Raw genomic sequence first — 18,572 nt, forward strand, 5'->3', positions numbered from 1 at the left:
AACTACTTCACTGCAATATGCATATTTTTTTCATATTTTCTTGTTACACTAAAAAAGTAATATAGCAGATGAAAGGGGAAATACTTGATGGGAATAAAGATAAAGATTGCCGCGGCGGCAATTAGTTTATTGGTTATTGGCGGTTGTAGCAATAACAATCCGCAACCTGCCAAGGAAATGGATCAAGACATGGAGGAAATGGATCATTCCACTATGGGTGATATGATGGAGGGACATATGAGCCATGATGAGGTGGTAAGTTTAAACGACTCAACAGGGGAAAATGAATTAAAAATCCCTTCTATGCTTGAAACTGATAATGAGGATGGAGTCGTATATACGGTTCGAGCACAAAAAGGAAAAACCGAAATATTCGACGGTACTGAATCTACAACGTATGGATATAACGGGTCGTTTTTAGGGCCGATGCTCCGTTTTGAAAAAGGTGACAAAGTTAAAATTAGAACGATAAACGAACTGGATGAAGAGACGACTTTTCACTGGCATGGATTGGAAGTATCTGCTGATGCGGATGGTGGACCGCATGATGTGGTTAAGCCGGGAGAAGAAAAGGTGATTGAATTTGAAGTGACACAAGAAGCGTCAACGTTATGGTTCCATCCCCATCCAGAGGGGAAAACCGCTGAACAGGTATACAATGGACTTGCGGGATTGATTTATATCGAGGATGAAAATTCGAAAAGCATTGGATTGCCAACTGATTATGGGAAGAATGATTTTCCTTTGATTTTCCAAGATCGAATATTTGATGATAAAAAACAATTGAATTTTAGTGCCGCAAAGAATGAAGACGGGACAATTGGCGATACCTTACTGATCAACGGGACGTTGAATCCTAAGTTGACTGTAAATAAGGAGAAAGTACGTCTTCGTTTATTAAATGGATCGAATGCGAGGAATTACACATTTAAATTGAATACAGGGGATTCTTTTGTTCAAATCGCAACGGATGGCGGTTTCTTGAATGAACCGGTCACTTTAAATGAAGTAACACTTACGCCTTCAGAAAGAGCGGAAATCATTGTCGATTTTTCGCAGCTCAATACTTCAAATGACTTGGCGTTGGTAAATGAGGATGGGTCTGTCCTTTTACCATTTAAGGTTTCTGATCAAGACGAAGTGATTAGTGGAATTTCAGAAGAGTTGAATGATTTTGTATTGACAGAAGAAGAGAAGAATTTACCAGTCACAAAGAAAGTGGAACTCTTTGGGATGATGGATATGGTAACGATAAATGGAAAAAAGTTTGATCCGGATAGAATTGACTTCACACAACAGCAAGGGGTTACTGAAGTGTGGGAAATTTATAATAAACCCGACATGATGGGTGGAATGATTCATCCATTCCACATTCACGGTACGCAATTTAAAATAATCTCCAGAGACGGAGAAGAGCCACCGGAAAATGAGCAGGGATGGAAGGACACTATCTCAATAAAACCAGATGAGACAGTAAAAATTGCTATACAATTTAAGCATAAGGGTATCTATATGTTCCATTGTCATATTCTTGAACATGAGGATAACGGCATGATGGGACAGGTAAAAGTGGAGTAAACTTTAATTCATCTTTTATGAAAATTGGTGAAGTTTACACTGAAACATGTGGGGAAATGATATGTAATTCGTTATTAAAGCAGCTAGTGTGTATTAGTTCACACTGGCTGTTTTAAAATTAAAATTTATAGTTATATAAAAAATGAATGTATTTATTCTTTCTGAAGGTGGGCTACATTATGTTTCCAAAAGTTAAGAAGTACACTAAGAAAAAGAAAAAATCTATATTAATCGTCCTTTTATATTTGGCAATTATTTTATTTTTTATATGGTTATTAGTTGTTTTATTGCTGTCCTACTACTTGTGGCATGATGAAATCAAAGAAAATCCTTTATTGGGTAAAGTGAATTCTTTTTCTAATTTCTACATGGAAACGTTGAAGGATTCCTCCGATTTTCTCAAGCCATTAGGTGAAACGGATGTTACTTTAAAAGGAGCATCCAATGAAAAAGATAATGTGAAGATTCGGATGAAACAACCAGATAGGGATGAATTCAAACCCGCTATGAAGGATCTTTTAAAAGATAGAGACCTAACTTTCAAGAATATTGATGCTATCTTTGAAAATATGAAATCACCTAAAGAAATTACAAAAGATTCAATTCATTCGACATTTGGCAGAGACGTTATTTATATTTATCACACCCATAACAGGGAATCTTTTTTACCTTATTTAAAAGGCACCGATAAACCGGAAGATGCTTATCACTCAAAAGCAAATATTACGTTGGTCGGTGACATGCTGGGTAGGGCACTAGAGAGAAGAGGGGTAGGCGCGAAAGTGGATTCAGCAGATATTGTACAAGAATTAAGTTTGAAAGGGTTAGACTTTAACAGTTCTTATCAGTTATCGGGGGAACAGGTACGGTCTGCACGTGCGGAAAACAAAGATTTGGAAATTTTCTTGGATATACATCGCGATTCATTGCGTAAAGATTCTACAACTAAAAAAATGAATGGAGAAAGTTTTGCACGTTTGTTATTTGTTATTGGTACTGGGCATGAAAATTATGAAAGTAATCTTTTGTTTACAGAAGGCTTGGATAAGCTTCTTGCTGCTCGGTATCCGGGTTTGTCAAAAGGAATAATTATAAAAGATAGCAGTCAAGGGAACGGAGTTTATAACCAGGATTTATCTCCAAACTCAGTTATTGTAGAAATTGGAGGTGTCGATAATACGGTAGAAGAGCTACATCGGACTACCGAAGCGTTGGCGGACGTGCTAAGCGATTATTATTGGCACAGAGAAAAGTAATCTGTTTGTTTGGAGTCCAACACATAAAAAAAGAAAAAGGATTTTTTAAGGAGTTTCTTCTTTTTAGTTTTAAAACGACTTTTAAGGGAAAAATATCACTGATTGCAAAAATAGCAGGAGGTGAGTCCATGAATACGAAATACGAAGAATGTCTGAAAGCTTGTTTAGAATGTCTAGAAGCGTGTAACGTCTGTTTTGATGCGTGCCTGAAAGAGGACGATATGAAGATGATGGCTGATTGTATCCGCTTGGACCGTGAATGTGCAGATATATGTGCGTTTGCCGCACAAGCAATGACGCGAAATAGCCCATTTACTAAACAGATTTTAGAATTATGTGCAGAAGTTTGCGAACGTTGTGCAGAAGAGTGTGCAAAACATGATCACGATCATTGCCAACGCTGTGCCGAATCTTGCCGAAAGTGTGCTGAGGCATGTCGACAAATGGTAGCTTAAGCAATAGACAGAAAACGTAGCCAACAATGGAGCTATTTCAAGAAGTTGAAAAAGGCTTTCTTGGGATAGCTTCTTTTACTTGATATTTACCCAGAATAAGGAGTGTTATTCAAATGAAAAAGCAACTGCTTTTTTTAAGTATCGCTATGATTATTGGTTTAAGTGGGTGTGGAAATAGTACCAGCAACGAGGAAAGTCAAAACAATAATAGCGAACCCAAACAGGAAGAAATGAAGATGGAGATGAACCATTCCGGCTCAGGTGAAGTCCCTGAAAGCTTGAAGGTGGCAGAAAATCCAACCTATGAAGTGGGAAGCGAAGCAATTATTAAAACAGACCATATGGAAGGAATGGATGGGGCTGTAGCAACAATTGTGGGTGCTTATGATACTACGGCTTACGCTATCTCATATACCCCGGTAACTGGCGGAGAAAGAGTGGAAAATCATAAATGGGTCATTCAAGAAGAAGTTAAAGATGATGACGACAAAACTTTGGAACAGGGAACCGAGGTCACCGTGGAGGCAGACCACATGAAAGGGATGGAAGGAGCATTAGCTGAAATTGATTCAGCAGAAAAAACTACTGTATATATGATTGACTATACTCCGACTACCGGTGGGGAAGAAGTAACAAACCATAAATGGGTAACGGAAAGTGAGCTTTCAGCTAAATAATGTTTTTACAAAGTAGAATAAAAATGTCCCATAAGCCAAAATTTATCGGTTTTATGGGGCATTTTTTTGATAGCATGCTTCAATTCTATCATTTAACTCGATTAAAAGTTGATTTTCAAATAGGCAACTTCCCAATTTAAAGTGTGACGGTTCGGTTAACTTGCAATTTTTATAAGTGAGATATGATAAAATATACTTGATGTAAGTTCTTTTTAGTTTGAATAGAAGTGAAGTCAATTCGATGACCTATAATTTTTCATAAAGAATAGGAGAGAAATTAATTATGAAAAAAAGATTACTCGTAGTATTTGGTTTATTGCTAAGCTTTATGTTAGTCGCTTGCAGCAATGATTCATCGGATGGAAGTGAAGTCAAAGATACAAAAGAAAAGGTACATGAGTATAGCGTTGGAAGTTTTGAAGACGATGTAACAGCATCTATTACATCTCATGAACTGATTGTTAATGATAACGGCAAAGAAACTACATTTGACTTGCCAAGTGATGAATTCTTCGTTTCTATTGCACCATTTGTTGAAACTACACATCCTTGTGCAATACATAGTTTAACAGGGTGCCAAGGAGAACTAGTTGAAAAAGACTTCGACGTGCATATTCAAGACGAAGATGGCAATGTCGTTGTAGACGAAACGATCGCCTCTTTAGAAAATGGATTTATCGATCTGTGGTTACCGCGTAATAAAAATTTCCAAGTGAAAATTACACATGACGACAAAACAGTTGAATCTAATATCTCCACATTTGAAGGCGACAATACTTGTATTACAACGATGCAACTAACATAATTCCTTTAAACATCATCCACTTAGAATCGTGAAGTACTCACAATACTTTTCATGGTTCTTTTTTTATATCAAATTTGATCTCGTGCTATTCCCGCAGAACAAGATTGTTTCTCACCTTAACACCGTTTCTTATTAATCTTTTGAGGGTTGAGTGAATACTTTTATCACATGTGTATGACCATCATCTTCTGTCGTTCTCACTTCCATATAATAGGTATGGAACCCACCCGGTAATGGAATGGGTAAACTTGTATATGCTTCGTATTGATATATATGTCCATCTTCAAAAGTTGTGTTACCAATCATATGGCGATAATGCCCTTTTTCCGTCTCGGTCGGCGTACTTGTCTCCCCCTGGATATATCTGCACATGTCCATTTGGGCAAGTGGTTGTACCAAGATGACCATGTGTATGAACATCACAGATAGGGATAAAATTAATTTAAAACACGAAATAGCACCCCTGTTAGGTGGTGCTATTTTTTTTTAGGAAGCTATATATTGACCCTGTACTTAGGTACAGGGTTTATACTATGTATGAGGTGAAACAAATGGTTTTTCATATAGGTGAACTGGCGGAGAAATGTAACGTTAATAAAGAAACCATTCGGTATTATGAACGTTTAGGACTAATTCCCAAACCTTCTCGTACAGAGTCAGGATATCGAATATACACAGAACAAACCGTTGACCGATTAAATTTCATTAAGCGCATTCAGGAATTAGGTTTTACTTTAAATGAAATTGATAAGCTTTTAGGCGTGGTAGATCGTGATGAAGCGAAATGCCGTGATATGTATGATTTTACTGTTTATAAGATTGAAGACATTCAACAGAAAATTCAAGGTCTCAAAAGAATCGAACAAATGCTTATCGACCTAAAAGAAAGATGTCCCGCAAACAAAGATATTTATGAATGCCCTATTATTGAAACTTTACTAGAAGTTTAAGGACGGAGGAATAGTATTGAAAAGATATCGGATTAGCGTTCAAGGAATGACATGCAAGGGTTGTGAAGAGCATTTGGCTGTTGCGCTTCAAAATATAGGTGCAAAGCGTATTGAAGTTGATTTTCGCCGTGGGGAAGCTGTATTTGAACTTCAAAATGACGTAGAAGTTGAAATAGTTAAAAATGCGATTGCTGAAGCCAAATATCATCCAGGTGGAATTGAAGATTTACAAACACAAGTAAAAGTTGATTTAGGTTGCGAAGATGATTATGACTATATCATTATTGGTTCTGGTGCAGCAGCCTTTTCATCTGCCATTGAAGCTGTGGGTTACGGTGCTAAAGTTGCAATGATTGAACGTGGAACGGTGGGAGGAACTTGCGTTAATATCGGATGTGTTCCGTCTAAGACCTTGTTAAGGGCAGGAGAAATCAATCATTCAGCAAAAAATAATCCATTTACAGGATTACACACTACAACACAAAATGTTGATTTAGCCTTATTAGTACAACAAAAAAATGATTTAGTAAGTACACTTCGAAATGAAAAATATGTGAATTTAATTGAAGATTACGATTTTGATTTAATAAAGGGTGACGCGAAATTTGTAAATGAAAGTACAGTTGAAGTGAATGGCAACCAAATAACTGCGAAACGATTTTTAATAGCTACAGGGGCATCACCATCCATTCCTAATATTCCCGGATTAGACGAAGTAGAGTATTTAACAAGCACTACGTTACTTGAATTAAAGAAGGTTCCAAAGCGTCTCACGGTGCTTGGTTCTGGATATATCGGATTGGAATTAGGACAACTATTTCATAATTTAGGCGCAGAAGTAACTTTGATACAAAGAAGCGAGCGTCTATTAAAAAAATACGAACCTGAAATTTCAGAAGCTATTACTCAGGTCTTAACAGAACAGGGAATTAATTTAGTTTCAGGAGCAGCCTATGAACGCGTAGAACAAGATGGAGACATTAAAAAAGTTCATGTAGAGATAAATGGTGAAAAGCGAATCATTGAAGCAGAACAATTGCTTGTAGCAACAGGAAGAAAACCAAATACAGAATCTTTGAACTTACATGCAGCAGGTGTTGACGTTGGGTCTCGTAGTGAAATCGTCATTGATGAATATTCTAAAACTTCCAATTCCCAAATTTACGCAGCCGGAGATGTAACGCTTGGTCCCCAATTTGTTTATGTAGCTGCTTATCAAGGTGGACTTGCTGCGCGTAATGCAATCGGAGGACTAAATCAAAAGGTGAATTTAGAAGTTGTTCCAGGTGTTACGTTTACTAATCCTTCGATTGCAACTGTTGGTTTAACTGAACAGAAAGCAAAAGAAAAAGGTCTTGAGGTTAAAACGTCTGTCTTGCCGTTAGATGCCGTACCAAGGGCCCTTGTTAATCGGGAAACGACGGGTATTTTTAAATTAGTAGCAGATGCAAAAACATTAAAAGTGTTAGGGGTTCATATAGTTGCGGAAAACGCAGGAGAGGTTATCTATGCGGCAACATTAGCTGTAAAATTCGGATTGACAATAGAAGATCTACGAGAAACTCTTACTCCCTATTTAACAATGGCAGAAGGATTGAAATTAGCAGCCCTTACGTTTGATAAAGATGTATCCAAATTATCTTGTTGTGCTGGATAACAATATTAATTTAAAAGTAGCCGGAATTCCTTAGAGAAAGGAATTCCGGCTTTTAAAATCAATCTAAACCATTGATCTGTATATCACATCTCAGGATTTTACAAAGTGTATAAAATCCAAAGATATAGTTTCAAGAAAGGTATTGTCTGCTTTTTCTCGTATAGGAACCTAGGTCGTTCAGTCACGCAAAACTAAATTAGGTATTAAACGTATATAAATAAGTGAACCTATAAGCTCCACGATTGTTTGGGTCACAATGATGGCCGCTACTAAAGTGTTCACTCCGTCAGGCAGAGCCAATGCAAGAGGAAGAACTACGAGCGAATTACGTATTGCTCCTCCAAATATAAGCGAGCGTCCAGTTTTAATATCAAGATTAAACAACCTAGCAAAGAATCGCGAAATTATGGGCATAATGATCATAAAGGCGATATATATAGGAATTACTTTTATTATTAAATTAATGTGGCCAGATAATTTCCCTATTTGAGATGCTACAACAACAAAAAGTGTAAGAGCCATGAATGGAACAGGAAGCCATGCAGAACTATTTAATATTTTATCTACAGTAGATGCTTTTTTTGCGAATAATTGTACGATGATAGCAATGCCCATTGGAATAACGATTAGCCCGAGAAATGCTTCGAAAAATGGACCGGCTTCCACTATTCCTATAGCTTCCCTTCCCATAAACAACCATAAGTACAAAGGTAACAAGAGCATCTGCGTTACGAAAAGAACAGGGGTTGCCATAAGTAAAAGCTTTTCATTTCCACGACCAAGAGATGTGAACACAATGACATAATCAATACAAGGGGTCAGCAATACTAAATAAACCCCGAGTAATAATGGTGGATATTCTGGTAATAGCTTTGATAGAAGCCATACAACAATGGGTACGGCTATATAGTTAACCGTTAATAAAGCTCCGAGAAAACGACGATTTCCGAACGATTTTTTCAAGGCTGCAAATGGAATCTGAGAAAACATACTGTACATTAATATAGCAATAACTAAAGAAATCGTCACATCTAATCGTCCGGCGAAATCAGGCACGAATAATCCAAATCCAGCTGCTATCACTAGCACAATAACATACAGTGATATTTGTTTTTCTTCTAATTGTTCTCTAGTCCACATTAAAAATTATTCTCCTTTTGTTTTATAAATATCCCCAAGATAACTTAGTCGATTTCATATAATTAGAGAGTGGGGATTAAATGTAGAGTTGAAGTGGAAGTATCTCTCCAACATTTCGAAATAAGTAAGTGATGCAACTGTGAGGCTGGATGAGGAACCCTAATGTCTACTATACCTCAACATTGCCTTTTTGACATGCAAGTATTATACGACAATACGACTTCCAACTATTCAAAAGGACTGTCATTAAGCAGCGCTATAATTTTTGAAAAAGAATTTCATAGGAAATGATAAACACACTTGCATATATAAGCATATGATTATATACTGATGATGAAGTGGAGGGATGATACATGAATACAACAGCAACAATTGATCTGCAACGAGCATCACAACTATTAAAATTGCTCGGAGATCCGACACGTTTGACGATGATGAAGTTACTCAAGTCACATGAATGCTGTGTGTGTGAATTTGTTGAGATTTTTAAAATGAGTCAGCCGGCGATTAGCCAGCATTTGCGTAAACTTAGAGATATTGAGTTGGTTAAAGAAGAACGCAGAGGTCAATGGATTTTCTTTTCGATTAATGAAAATCATGAAGATTATCCGTTTATTAAAAGCATCCTTGAACATCTTCCTGAACAGAATGAATCAATCGCTGAACTGGAGGCACAAGGACTTCGAGTTTGTTGTCAATAAGGAGGAGAAAGTACGTTGGTTTCAGTTATCACCGCATCATTAATTTTCATAATTACACTTATTTTTGTCATTTGGCAACCTAGAAACTTATCAATTGGATGGTCTGCATGTATTGGTGCCGTAATCGCTTTGATAGTAGGCGTAGTTAATTTTCAGGATGTCATAGATGTAACGGGGATTGTATGGAATGCAACGCTTGCTTTTGTTGCAATCATTATTATTTCATTAATCTTAGACGAAATTGGATTTTTCGAATGGTCTGCCCTTCATATGGCTAGATTGGCTAAAGGCAGTGGGATTCGGATGTTCGTTTATGTCAGTCTTTTAGGTGCAGTCGTTGCTGCTTTATTTGCAAACGATGGTGCTGCCTTAATCCTAACGCCAATTGTTTTGGCAATGGTACGAAATTTGAATTTCAGTGAAAAGATGATTTTTCCATTCATCATTGCCAGTGGTTTTATTGCAGATACGACTTCGTTGCCATTAGTTGTGAGTAACTTGGTCAATATTGTATCAGCAGACTTTTTCGGCATCGGATTTGTTGAGTATGCATCTCGGATGATAGTTCCCAATTTATTTGCTTTAGTTGCGAGTATTTTAGTACTGTTTTTATTCTTCCGTAAGGATATCCCGAAAGACTATAAAGTATCAGATCTAAAAGAACCGAAGGATGCTATTAAAGATATAAAGTTGTTTCGACTAGCTTGGGTAATTTTAGGCGTGTTACTCGTGGGCTATTTCTCTAGTGAATTTACAGGATTGCCTGTATCTATTATTGCTGGGATTACAGCCATCTTCTTTATGCTTATGGCACAAAGAAGTCCCGCTGTTCACACGAAGCAAGTAATTAAAGGTGCACCTTGGGCTATTGTTTTCTTCTCTGTCGGCATGTATGTAGTCGTTTATGGCTTGCGCAATGCGGGTTTGACAAGTGTGTTGGCAGATGTCATTCAAATGGCAGCCAATCAAGGGCTCTTTGTAGCGACGATTTCGATGGGCTTTATCGCGGCAATCTTATCATCCATTATGAATAATATGCCTACTGTTATGATTAACGCTTTAGCCATATCAGAAACAACTACAACAGGACCGATTCGCGAAGCTCTAATTTATGCAAATGTCATTGGGTCGGATTTAGGTCCAAAAATCACACCAATCGGTTCCTTGGCCACTTTATTGTGGTTGCATGTACTGTCTCAAAAAGATGTGAAAATCTCATGGGGTAGCTATTTTAAAATCGGTATCATCTTAACAGTTCCTACACTCCTGATTACACTAATCGGGCTGTATGTATGGCTGTCATTCATACAATAAAACACAAAAAGGAGATTTTTACTATGTCGAAAAAAACACTCTATTTCTTATGTACAGGTAACTCATGTCGCAGTCAAATGGCTGAAGGCTGGGGTAAAAAGTATCTCGGAGAAGAATGGCAAGTTCTTAGTGCGGGAATTGAAGCACACGGCGTCAATCCAAGTGCTGTTAAAGCGATGAATGAGGCTGGAGTCGATATTTCGAATCAAACTTCGGATATTATTGATCCACAAATCTTAAATAATGCAGATTTTGTTGTCACGCTTTGTGGAGATGCTGCTGACAAGTGTCCGATGACACCACCTCATGTCAAACGTGATCATTGGGGATTTGATGATCCTGCTAAGGCAGAAGGAACAGATGAAGAGAAATGGGCGTTTTTCCAGCGTGTACGCGATGAAATCGGATCAAGGATTGAACGCTTCGCTAAAACTGGTGAATAAATAAATTAGGCCGTGGATTCATCCCACGGCTATTCTTATATTAAGTATATAAGGATATGATTATGTATTAATGAAGGAGATGTTGATAATGAAAAAGATCGAAATATTTGATCCTGCAATGTGTTGTTCAACTGGTGTCTGCGGACCAGGTGTTGATCCAGAATTAACGCGTGTCGCATCGGCTGTTTATTCACTTGAACAAAAGAAATTTGATATTACTCGCTATAATCTTGGGAATGATCCAGGGGCATTTGTAGACAATGAAGTAGTAAATAAAGTACTTCTTGAAAAAGGTCCAGATGCTCTTCCTTTGATACTTGTTAATAATGAGGTTGTAAAGGTGGGTGCCTATCCGACAAACGAAGAGTTAGCAGAATGGCTTAATGTAAAGACAGCTGAACTTCAGGAAAAACCACGCGTACGTGTTTCAGTCAAGTTTGATAAATAAGGGGGAATAACCATGTATCCATTATTCAATCCAAACAAAACCGTACTAACTCCATTTTTGTTTTTTACCGGAAAAGGTGGTGTTGGTAAGACATCAACGGCCTGTGCGACAGCGGTTTCTCTTGCCGATCAAGGAAAAAAAGTACTTTTAGTAAGTACCGATCCTGCTTCAAATTTACAAGATGTTCTCGATGTAGAATTGACGAATGATCCAATAGCTATTCCAAGTGTAAAAAATTTATTTGCTTGCAATATTGACCCGGAAGCATCAGCGAAAACATACCGTGAAAAGGTTGTCGGTCCTTATCGGGGTAAGTTGCCGGATGCTGTTCTCACAACTATGGAAGAACAGTTATCTGGTGCTTGCACAGTTGAAATTGCTGCATTTGATGAGTTTTCTCATCTGTTAACCGATGAAGATGTGTTAAATCAATATGATCATGTATTGTTTGACACTGCGCCGACTGGGCACACACTACGTTTGTTACAATTACCAACAGCGTGGACCGGATTTTTAGAAGAAAGTACACACGGTGCTTCCTGTTTAGGTCCATTGTCAGGTCTTGGAGAGAAAAAAGAGTTGTATGCGAAAGCAGTCGAGTCACTATCTAATCCAGAAAAAACGACGTTAATTTTGGTTTCCCGTCCGGATATATCTTCTTTAGTTGAAGCGAATCGGGCCTACTCTGAGCTGAAAGATATCGGTATTAAAAATCAGCTACTTATTATAAACGGGCTTCTTCAAACTCATCGGCCTGATGATGACGTGTCAAAAGCGTTTTATGAGCGACAACGCAACGCACTGAAAGAAACGCCTGAAGCTTTAAAGCAGGTTGTGACGTTCTCTCTTCCATTCGTTTCATATTCATTAACGGGAGTTGATAACCTCCGGCACTTATTTAGTTCTTACACGATTACTGAATTTGTAAATGACAGCCTCGGAAAAGAAGCTATTCAGCTTCCAGGCTTAAACAAAGTAATTGATGATTTTTCATCGAAAAACATACGTGTAATCTTCACAATGGGTAAAGGTGGGGTTGGTAAAACATCCATTGCATCTGCAATTGCGGTTGGCCTTTCTGAGAAAGGTCATCGCGTTCATTTGACTACAACAGACCCAGCAGCTCATCTTGCGTACACATTTGAAGATAGTGCTTTGAAAGAGAATCTGACGATTAGCAGTATTAATCCAGAGGTTGAAGTCGAAAAGTACCAGCAGGAGGTGCTTTCTACGGCAGGGGAAGGGCTGGATGAAGAAGGTCTAGCGTATTTGAAAGAAGATCTAGAATCACCATGTACAGAAGAAATTGCTTTGTTCAGAGCCTTTGCAGAAGTAGTTGAGAAGTCGGAAAATGAAATTGTTGTAATTGATACAGCACCGACCGGCCACACATTGTTATTGCTTGATTCAACGGAAGCGTATCACAAAGAAATGAGCCGTTCGACTGGTGATGTACCAGAAAGTGTGAAGAAGCTTCTTCCACGTTTGCGAAATCCAGAAGAAACTGGAGTGGTTATTGTTGCATTGGCTGAGGCCACACCGGTTTTAGAAGCCGCTCGATTACAGGAAGACCTCAAACGTGCAAAGATTGATCCGAAATGGTGGGTCATCAATCAAAGCCTGTACGCAACGGATACTACAGATCCCATTTTGAAAGGGCGTGCAGTTTCTGAAATAGAGTGGATTAAAAAAGTGAAAGAAGACTTAGCACCACAGTGTGCAGTAATCCCATGGTTGCATGAAGAGAAAATTGGTTACGACAAATTGAAAGAATTTATTCTATAAAAATTTGGAGGTAAACTCATGCATAAAGTAGTAATTTTAGGAACTGGACCTGCGGGTTTAACGGCAGCAATTTATCTTGCAAGAGCTAATATGAACCCTATTGTAATTGAAGGTGACCAACCTGGAGGACAGTTAACATTAACAACAGAAGTTGAAAACTTTCCAGGCTTTATAGATGGTATTACGGGACCTGAACTAATGGATAATATGAGAAAGCAAGCAGAGCGCTTTGGAGCTGAATTTATAAGAGGATGGGTAACGGATGTAGATTTATCTCAAAAGCCAATCAAGCTTCAAATTAATGGTATTGGAGAAATTGCCACAGAATCACTGATCCTTTCAACCGGAGCAGCAGCAAAACTTCTTCAAATTCCAGGTGAAAAAAAATACATTGGTTCAGGTGTAAGTACTTGTGCAACTTGTGATGGATTTTTCTACCGAGGTAAAAAAGTGATCGTTATTGGAGGTGGAGACTCCGCGATGGAAGAGGCAAATTTCCTCACTAAATTTGCTTCTGAGGTAGTGATCGTCCATCGTCGTGACGAATTACGGGCTTCAAAGATTATGCAAGACCGAGCTAGACAAAATCCGAAAATTACTTGGGCATTAAATAAGACTCCTGTTGAAGTAATCGGGGACGGTATAAAAATAAATGGTTTGAAAGTGAAAGATAATGATACTGGTGAAGAAGAGATGATTGAGGCAGATGGGATTTTTGTAGCAATCGGACATACACCAAATACGGATTTCTTAAAAGGACAAATCGAAACAGATGAGGTTGGTTATATTCAAGTAAAGCCTGGAAAAACAGAAACTACTATACCAGGTGTCTACGCATGTGGTGATGTCCAAGATAATAAATATCGCCAAGCAATTACTGCAGCGGGTACAGGATGTATGGCAGCTCTAGATGTAGAAAGATACTTAGAAGGTTCTGCAAGTCACGATTGGAGCCAAAACTAACCATGAAAGGCGGAAAAAATGTGAGCGAAAATTATCAGGAATTAGTAAAAAATAAGATTTTTATTGGCGGTGCGGGCGAAGTAAAAGAAGCTATAGAAAACGAAGGTATTGAAGTGGTTATTGATCTGCGAGCAGAAATACTGGAAGGCAACTTTGATTTTCACCGTGTTCACAGTCCGATTGTTGATGATTCCGATGAACATCAGGACGATTCTGTAAAGAACGCGATTGACCGAGTAGTGGAGGCATACAATGCGGACCGAAAAGTTTATTTTCATTGTGCGGGGGGAAGTAACCGAACCGGTACAGTGGCGATTGGTACACTCTTAGCTTTGGGTGCAGCCAAAACGATTGAAGAGGCTGAGAACAAAGCCATGACGGTTCGTCCTAAAATAAACGTGAAACCCCAATTAAAAGAATCATTAAAAAGAATATTCCCAGATGCCTAGGCATTTGATTGGAAAAGAAGGAGAGAACATTATGGACATTACAAAAGAAGCTAAAGCATATATTCAATCACTCTTGAAAGAACAACAAGCAGAAGGTCTTCGGATTTATGCCCTTGAGGGTTGTTGTGGACCGCAAATCGGCTTATCTCTTGATATGCCTGAAGAGTCAGATACTGTTTCTTTGATTAATGACATTCAAGTTGCTATTTCTACGCTAGCTTTAGGGCTATTGGATAATTTAACATTGGATTTTGAAACTGAAGGCGAACAATCTGGGCTCGTCATGATTGGTGCGCCGAATAATTGTTAAATAAAGAGCTCACTTAGGTGAGCTCTTTATTCTTTTTGAGGAGGAATAAAAGATGGAAAAACAAGTTAACCTTAAAATAGGTAGTGGAAATTGTTGTTCTTCAATAAATACTGTTCCTATACATTTAGATTTTAATGAAAAAGAATCAAGTTCATTGCCTGTTGTCATCATTGGTGCTGGACCAGTCGGCTTAGCTGCAGCGGCCCATTTGGCTAAGTTAGGTGAAAGGTTTCTAGTATTGGAATCTGGTACACACGTTGGAAACCATATACTTCAGTGGGGGCATGTTCGATTATTTTCTCCATGGCAATACAATATTGACAAAGATGCAAGAGAGCTACTTGAAAAACATGGTTGGGATGCACCACCCCCTGATGAACTACCAACAGGAAAAGAATTGGTGGAGGATTACTTAGAGAAGATAGCAAATCTACCTGAGATCAAGCCATACATTATTGTGAATTCTAAAGTGCTATCCGTTAGTAAAAAAGGATTGGATAAAATGAAGTCAGCCAATCGCGAAAATGTCCCGTTCATTCTTTATGTTGATCGAAATGGTATGACTGAACAAATTGAAGCGAAAGCAGTCATTGATGCGACAGGAACATGGGGACAACCAAACCCTGCAAATGTTGATGGTGTATGGACGAAGGAAGAAATTTCATTACAAAATAATATCCATTATGGGATACCCGACATTAATTGTAAAGACCGTGAGAGATATATAGGTAAACGTGTAGCTGTAATTGGTGGTGGTCACTCTGCAATCAATACAATTTTAGAATTGACTAAACTAAATGAAAGTAGTTCCGATCAAATCATTTGGATACTCCGCAAAAATAATGTTGAGGAGGCTTACGGAGGTGAAGAGAATGATGCTCTCCAAGCAAGAGGAGAACTTGGCTCGAAAATTCATCAATTAGTGAATTCCGGACGTATAAAAGTATATACACCTTTTTATATCCAGAATATTTTGATGGAAGTGGGTTCTTTAAAAATTTTCGGTGAGTTTAAGGGAGAGAGCTATTCAATTGATGGAGTGGATGAGTTGATTGTTAATACTGGAAGCCGTCCTGATTTTACATTCTTAAATGAAATTAGATTACAAATCGACTCTGCTACTGAAAGTGTTGAAGTATTGGCCCCCTTAATTGATCCTAATCTTCATAGTTGCGGAACCGTCCGTCCACATGGTGAGAAAGAATTAAGACAACCAGAGAAAAACTTTTATATCGCGGGGATGAAGAGTTATGGACGGGCTCCAACGTTTCTAATGGCGACTGGCTATGAACAAGTGCGTTCAATTGTAGCCTATTTAACGGGCGACTACGAGTCGGCCAAAAAAGTGGAACTGGATTTACCGGAAACAGGAGTATGTAGTGTGAACGTAACACCAGAAAAGCAAGAACAATCTTGTTGTAGTACTTCATCAAATTGTTAAAGAAGTAGTTCCGAAAATTTCAATGATGTTGTGTTTAGCCATGGATTTTGTTAAAGTGAATGTATATATTTTATGTTATTAAGTCACTGATCTAATGGTGAAAGTCGTTACACTTTTTGCATATGCAGAAAGAGATTCGGCACAAATTTTCAGCCTTTGGATTCCTTATTCACAGGAGAAGTTAGGCAGACGTATTCGACGTCCATAAATTGCTTTTGCATATCAGAAGAGATACTTACGCATTTTGCGTGAACTATATTAAAACCGATTTTTCCTATTCAGGAAAGGTCGGTTTTTTGGTGTGCCCTGCATGGGTAAATACTCGGCGGTGAAAGTCCGCTACAGGCTTGGCAGTAGGAACTGTTAGCGAAAGACAAGGTGGCTATCGTGAGGTAGTGGCTGAAGGAAGTCGGACGCAAAATCCCGAACTGACGAACAGAAACTAAATAAAAGGCTGGATTAGGTCGGATGAGATTGCCAAACAAATCAAAGTCCAATACTGCCCGAAACCTATACAGTAGATTTAGCAGTTACATGGGAGGAAAGTATTTACCCTTACCAGGGGAGGTCTTGCGAGGGCTCTGTGAGAGTTAAAAGAATAACAAACCTGGGCAATCTTTATGGCGACACAAGGATGAATCGCAAGAAGTCAGCAGACGTCATAGTAGCGTTCACTGACAGAACGTGAAGGACTGAACAATAATAATTTTGAGGAAAACAAGGAGGTGTGGAAATTGCGACAACCGCAGAAAACAGGGAAACTTGGCTACCGTCAGAGAGATAATGTGGAACACGAAGGGTACGACGGAGTGCATAGTAATTTCCATGGTGAATTGAACAATCAAGATGGTGTACAACTGTTTGGGAAAATCCTTTCAAGGAATAATCTCAACCAAGCTTACCTTCAAGTTGTCAGAAATAAGGGAGCTGCTGGCGTTGACGGTATGACCTACGACCAGCTACTTCCACACTTGAAGGTGCACAGGGAAGAATTACTAACGAAATTACACAACGGAACGTATACTCCGCAACCTGTGTTGCGTGTTGAAATCCCAAAGCCTGATGGTGGTGTAAGAAAATTAGGCATTCCAACTGTCATCGACCGAATGATTCAACAAGCAATCAATCAAGTTTTACAACCAATTTTTGACCCAACGTTCTCCGATAATAGTTTTGGGTTTCGTCCAAAACGTAGTGCACATCACGCTATCATACGAGCGAAGTCGTACTATGAACAAGGGTGTAAATATGTCGTAGACATAGATATGAAAGCTTATTTTGACACAGTGAATCACGATAAACTCATGTACTACATAGAGAGAAAGGTGCAAGATAAGCGCGTTTTACGCTTGATCCGCCAATATCTCAAGAGTGGTATTTTGATAAACGGCTTATTTGAAGCTTCCGACGAGGGAACACCGCAAGGAGGAAACTTATCGCCCTTACTCAGTAATATTTACCTGAATGAGTTCGATAAACTTCTTGCGGGACGTGGACACAAGTTCGTTCGTTACGCCGATGACTGCAATATTTACGTCAAAAGTAAACGAGCTGGTCATCGGGTGATGGAAACATCCATTAAATTCCTTGAGAGAGAACTGAAATTAACTGTAAATCGTGAGAAAAGTGCAGTAGGAAGTCCTCTAAGACGAAAGTTCTTAGGATTCTGTCTACTAGTAACTAGAAACGGTGTCAAAATTCGACCACATCAAAAAGTGAAGTCCACTGTGAAGCAAAAGTTGAAGAAAATAACGAAGCGGAACAGAGGAAAAAGCATCGGAGTCCTCTTCAAGCAAATCAAACAACTAATGACAGGGTGGATTAACTACTATGGCATTAGTTTAATGAAAAGCTTTATGAATGACTTAAATGGTTGGTTGAAACGACGAATCAGACAATACATTTGGAAACAGTGGAAAAACCCACGAACGAAATGTAGAAATCTGATTCAATTAGGAATCGAAAAGCAAAAAGCCTATGAATGGTCAAATACCCGAAAGGGATACTGGAGAACTTCTTCCAGCTATATCCTTCATAGGTCTTTAACAGACGAAAAACTGGCACAGCTTGGATATATGGATATATCCAAGAAGTACCAGTTTGTACACTCGAATTATTGAACCGCCGTATACGGGTCCGTACGTACGGTGGTGTGAGAGGGTCGAACGAATCGAATTACGATTCGTTCACTCTACTCGAT

The 18,572-nt window shown here is 38.5% G+C and carries 19 protein-coding genes; 17 read left to right on the plus strand and 2 right to left on the minus strand.

Translation table 11 applies throughout. The features are described from left to right. Positions 1-87 precede the first annotated feature (87 nt). The 5 genes from CSV77_RS14645 to CSV77_RS14665 all read left to right on the plus strand — a co-directional run bounded on the left by CSV77_RS14645 (position 88) and on the right by CSV77_RS14665 (position 4,771). Positions 88-1,578, plus strand: a complete 1,491-nt coding sequence (locus tag CSV77_RS14645; RefSeq protein ID WP_099670894.1) for a multicopper oxidase family protein — start codon at positions 88-90, stop codon at positions 1,576-1,578. A gap of 179 nt (positions 1,579-1,757) precedes the next feature. Then, the gene (locus tag CSV77_RS14650; RefSeq protein WP_233201578.1) at positions 1,758-2,834 is read left to right on the plus strand and encodes a stage II sporulation protein P; all 1,077 of its coding nucleotides are present in this window, start codon (positions 1,758-1,760) and stop codon (positions 2,832-2,834) included. Positions 2,835-2,962: 128 nt separating this feature from the next. Beyond that, positions 2,963-3,289 carry a four-helix bundle copper-binding protein gene (locus CSV77_RS14655; RefSeq protein WP_099630248.1) on the plus strand — a complete coding sequence of 109 codons (327 nt, stop codon included), beginning with the start codon at positions 2,963-2,965 and terminating at the stop codon, positions 3,287-3,289. A 113-nt stretch (positions 3,290-3,402) separates the two neighbouring features. Continuing rightward, positions 3,403-3,966: a YdhK family protein gene (locus CSV77_RS14660; protein WP_099670893.1), complete on the plus strand. Its 564-nt coding sequence runs from the start codon at positions 3,403-3,405 to the stop codon at positions 3,964-3,966. Positions 3,967-4,249: 283 nt separating this feature from the next. Further along, entirely contained in the window at positions 4,250-4,771 is a 522-nt protein-coding gene (locus tag CSV77_RS14665) for a CueP family metal-binding protein (RefSeq protein ID WP_099636593.1), read from the plus strand. Between the two features lie 132 nt (positions 4,772-4,903). Here the strand turns inward: CSV77_RS14665 and CSV77_RS14670 are convergent, their stop codons facing one another. Continuing rightward, positions 4,904-5,179 carry a YmaF family protein gene (locus CSV77_RS14670; protein WP_158231892.1) on the minus strand — a complete coding sequence of 92 codons (276 nt, stop codon included), beginning with the start codon at positions 5,177-5,179 and terminating at the stop codon, positions 4,904-4,906. Between the two features lie 143 nt (positions 5,180-5,322). Between CSV77_RS14670 and merR1 the strand changes: the two genes are divergently transcribed. After that, positions 5,323-5,721, plus strand: a complete 399-nt coding sequence (gene merR1, locus CSV77_RS14675; RefSeq protein WP_099670891.1) for a mercury resistance transcriptional regulator MerR1 — start codon at positions 5,323-5,325, stop codon at positions 5,719-5,721. A gap of 16 nt (positions 5,722-5,737) precedes the next feature. Then, complete coding sequence (gene merA / locus CSV77_RS14680; protein WP_099670890.1) at positions 5,738-7,378, plus strand: mercury(II) reductase; 1,641 nt, start codon at positions 5,738-5,740, stop codon at positions 7,376-7,378. 177 nt (positions 7,379-7,555) lie between these two features. On the opposite strand, the gene CSV77_RS14685 is transcribed toward merA, so the two are convergent. Then, positions 7,556-8,518, minus strand: a complete 963-nt coding sequence (locus CSV77_RS14685) for an arsenic resistance protein (RefSeq protein ID WP_099670889.1) — start codon at positions 8,516-8,518, stop codon at positions 7,556-7,558. A gap of 353 nt (positions 8,519-8,871) precedes the next feature. Here CSV77_RS14685 and CSV77_RS14690 point away from each other — a divergent pair, with 353 nt between their 5' ends. The 10 genes from CSV77_RS14690 (at position 8,872) to ltrA (ending at position 18,492) form a co-directional block, all read left to right on the plus strand. Further along, positions 8,872-9,219 (plus strand): ArsR/SmtB family transcription factor, encoded by a 348-nt coding sequence (locus tag CSV77_RS14690; RefSeq protein ID WP_099670888.1) that lies wholly within the window; start codon positions 8,872-8,874, stop codon positions 9,217-9,219. A gap of 15 nt (positions 9,220-9,234) precedes the next feature. After that, a complete protein-coding gene (locus CSV77_RS14695) occupies positions 9,235-10,533 on the plus strand; it encodes an arsenic transporter (protein ID WP_099670887.1) in 1,299 nt (432 codons plus the stop codon). Between the two features lie 23 nt (positions 10,534-10,556). Next, positions 10,557-10,976 carry an arsenate reductase (thioredoxin) gene (arsC, locus tag CSV77_RS14700; protein ID WP_099670886.1) on the plus strand — a complete coding sequence of 140 codons (420 nt, stop codon included), beginning with the start codon at positions 10,557-10,559 and terminating at the stop codon, positions 10,974-10,976. A gap of 88 nt (positions 10,977-11,064) precedes the next feature. Next, on the plus strand, positions 11,065-11,424 hold the full coding sequence (gene arsD, locus CSV77_RS14705; protein WP_099670885.1) for an arsenite efflux transporter metallochaperone ArsD: 360 nt from the start codon (positions 11,065-11,067) through the stop codon (positions 11,422-11,424). A 12-nt stretch (positions 11,425-11,436) separates the two neighbouring features. Continuing rightward, positions 11,437-13,209, plus strand: a complete 1,773-nt coding sequence (gene arsA, locus CSV77_RS14710; protein ID WP_099670884.1) for an arsenical pump-driving ATPase — start codon at positions 11,437-11,439, stop codon at positions 13,207-13,209. 18 nt (positions 13,210-13,227) lie between these two features. Continuing rightward, on the plus strand, positions 13,228-14,172 hold the full coding sequence (trxB, locus tag CSV77_RS14715) for a thioredoxin-disulfide reductase (protein ID WP_099670883.1): 945 nt from the start codon (positions 13,228-13,230) through the stop codon (positions 14,170-14,172). 20 nt (positions 14,173-14,192) lie between these two features. Then, on the plus strand, positions 14,193-14,621 hold the full coding sequence (locus CSV77_RS14720; RefSeq protein WP_233201577.1) for a protein-tyrosine phosphatase family protein: 429 nt from the start codon (positions 14,193-14,195) through the stop codon (positions 14,619-14,621). 31 nt (positions 14,622-14,652) lie between these two features. Then, complete coding sequence (locus CSV77_RS14725; RefSeq protein WP_099670881.1) at positions 14,653-14,931, plus strand: HesB/IscA family protein; 279 nt, start codon at positions 14,653-14,655, stop codon at positions 14,929-14,931. Between the two features lie 52 nt (positions 14,932-14,983). Further along, a complete protein-coding gene (locus CSV77_RS14730; protein ID WP_099670880.1) occupies positions 14,984-16,372 on the plus strand; it encodes an NAD(P)-binding domain-containing protein in 1,389 nt (462 codons plus the stop codon). Between the two features lie 734 nt (positions 16,373-17,106). Next, positions 17,107-18,492, plus strand: coding sequence for a group II intron reverse transcriptase/maturase (ltrA, locus tag CSV77_RS14735; protein WP_099673985.1), 1,386 nt, complete (start codon positions 17,107-17,109; stop codon positions 18,490-18,492). Positions 18,493-18,572: the final 80 nt, after the last annotated feature.

Source organism: Sporosarcina sp. P16b (genome assembly GCF_002743065.1).
Taxonomy (GTDB): Bacteria; Bacillota; Bacilli; order Bacillales_A; family Planococcaceae; genus Sporosarcina.